2 protein-coding genes are annotated in these 2,291 nt (G+C 60.9%); one reads left to right on the forward strand and one right to left on the reverse strand.

Translation table 11 applies throughout. The features are described from left to right. Positions 1-203, reverse strand: a 203-nt coding sequence (locus CFR80_RS17780; protein ID WP_456303549.1) for a recombinase family protein, incomplete at its 3' end; no start/stop codon positions are given. Between the two features lie 89 nt (positions 204-292). Here CFR80_RS17780 and CFR80_RS17785 point away from each other — a divergent pair. After that, positions 293-2,146 (forward strand): Tn3 family transposase, encoded by a 1,854-nt coding sequence (locus CFR80_RS17785; RefSeq protein WP_220032768.1) that lies wholly within the window; start codon positions 293-295, stop codon positions 2,144-2,146. Positions 2,147-2,291: the final 145 nt, after the last annotated feature.

Below are 2,291 nucleotides of genomic sequence, written 5' to 3' on the forward strand. Positions count from 1 at the left end.
AAGGATTTGAGGCATGCAGCTAAGCCGGGCCGATCATCGCGGCTACCGGATGCACGATCATCATAAATATTACCTGGCTCGATACCGGCGGCACGCAGGGCGTCGTGCTGGAGGTCGAGGGATTGGGAACCATCGGCTTTGGAGACGCGGGCATATCCGATCAGCATGTTTCTTAAACGTTGGTTTGAAGCGGTGACGAACATGAGCACATAAGCTTGCACTATTGTGTATCTTAACCAGCATCGCAATCAAACTATCTCAAACCTTACCTTGGAAAGAATAAGGAGCATGTATGCCGCGTCGCGTGACCCTGACCGATCGACAGCGCGAGGCGCTGTTTCACTTACCGGTCGATCAAGGTGATCTGCTGCGGCACTATACCCTTAGCGATGAGGATCACCTGCGAAGAGTTCACCGTGGCGAAAAGCGCCGGGGACCAGTGCCAACCGCGTTTGTCCCCAAAGCCTGGGGCCGTCAGTTGAAAACCGAGGACGGCACGTTCGATCTGACCGGATACCGGCTTTGCACGCTCGACCGGCTACGCCGCGCCATCCGTCGCCGCGATGTCTTTCCCGTTCGCTCGCTTCGCTATGCCGACCCCCGCAAGGGCCTGCTGACCGGCGCCGCCTGGGAGGCGGCGCGACCGACCGTGTGCCGCACGGTCGGCGTGGCGGTCGCTGGCGACGAGGAAGTCGCCAAGCTGTCCGCGCGCCTCGATCTCGCCTACCGCCAGACAGCCGCGCGTGTGCCGGATAATGATGCCGTGACCATCACCAGTACGGCGAGCGGTGCAGACCTGTCGATCGAGGCGCTCGACAAGATCGACGAGCCCCTGAGCCTCACCGATCTTCACACGGCGATCAATGCACGGCTGCCGCAGCTGGACCTCCCCGAACTGATCCTGGAAATGCACGCGCGAACCGGATTCGGGGCAGCATTTACGCATGCCAGCGAAGGCAACGCCCGCGCCGGTGACATCGCGACGACGATCTGCGCTGTGCTCGTCGCAGAGGCGACCAACACCGGTTTCGAGCCGCTTCTACGCCCCGAGGTGCCCGCGCTGCGCCGGTCCCGGTTGAGCTGGGTGAAGCAGAACTTCATCCGCGCCGAGACGCTGAGCACCGCCAATGCGCTGCTGGTCGCCGCACATAACAGAATACCCCTGACCCGCGCCTGGGGTGGTGGTGAGGTAGCGTCAGCCGATGGACTGCGGTTTACCGTGCCGGTTCGCACGATCCACGCCGGTCCGAACCCGCGGTACTTCGGGCGCGAACGCGGCGTCACTTGGTATAATCTGGTTTCCGACCGCTTTTCCGGGCTGAATGCCGTGACGGTCCCCGGCACACTGCGCGACAGTCTTCATCTGTTGGCCGTTGTGCTCGATCAGGAAACCGAATTGCGGCCGACCGAGATCATGACCGATACGGCCGGCTATACCGACACGATATTCGGGATATTTCATCTGCTCGGACTCCAGTTCTCGCCGCGTATCGCTGACATTGCCGGGGCAAGATTCTGGCGTGTCGATGGCAATGCGGATTACGGCGTGCTGGACGATCTTGCGACGAACAGGATCAACATCAAGCTGATCGTCGAGCACTGGGACGATCTCCTTCGCCTCGCCGGATCATTGAAGCTCGGAGTAGTGAGGGCAGCCGGACTCACCCGTGTTCTTCAGACCAACGATCGTCCGACCAGGCTGGCACGTGCGCTTCAGGAACTCGGCCGTCTCATCAAATCGCTCTATATGCTACGGTTCATTGACGACGAAACCTACCGGCGTCGCATCCTCGTCCAGCTCAACCGCGGCGAGAGCCGCCATCAGCTTGCCCGCACGATATTCCACGGGAAGCGCGGCGAATTGCGCCAGCGTTATCGCGTCGGCCAAGAGGACCAGCTTGGCGCGCTCGGGCTAGTCGTCAATCTGATCGTGCTCTGGAATACGATCTACATCGACGCCGCGCTCAACCAGCTTCGCGCTGAAGGCCACATGATACTGGACGAAGACGTAGCGCGCCTTTCGCCGCTCGGCTTCCGGCACATCAACATGCTGGGGCGCTATGCCTTCACCATTCCCGAAATGGTCGCGCGCGGCGAGCTTCGACCGCTCCGCGATCCCGGCGCCACGGGTATCGATGACGCGTGAGGTCGGGCCTTATGTAGGTTTTCTGTTCCGTTGCTACTCAACCCCCTTGTTGCGGAACCTCAACAGAGCAGGCAAACGCGATTTACCTGGCGACGCACCGATGCCGTTTCGCAAGGAATGGCAGAAGATCGTTATCGATCAGGAT

The sequence above is a fragment of the Komagataeibacter oboediens genome (assembly GCF_003207815.1).
GTDB lineage: Bacteria > Pseudomonadota > Alphaproteobacteria > Acetobacterales > Acetobacteraceae > Komagataeibacter > Komagataeibacter oboediens.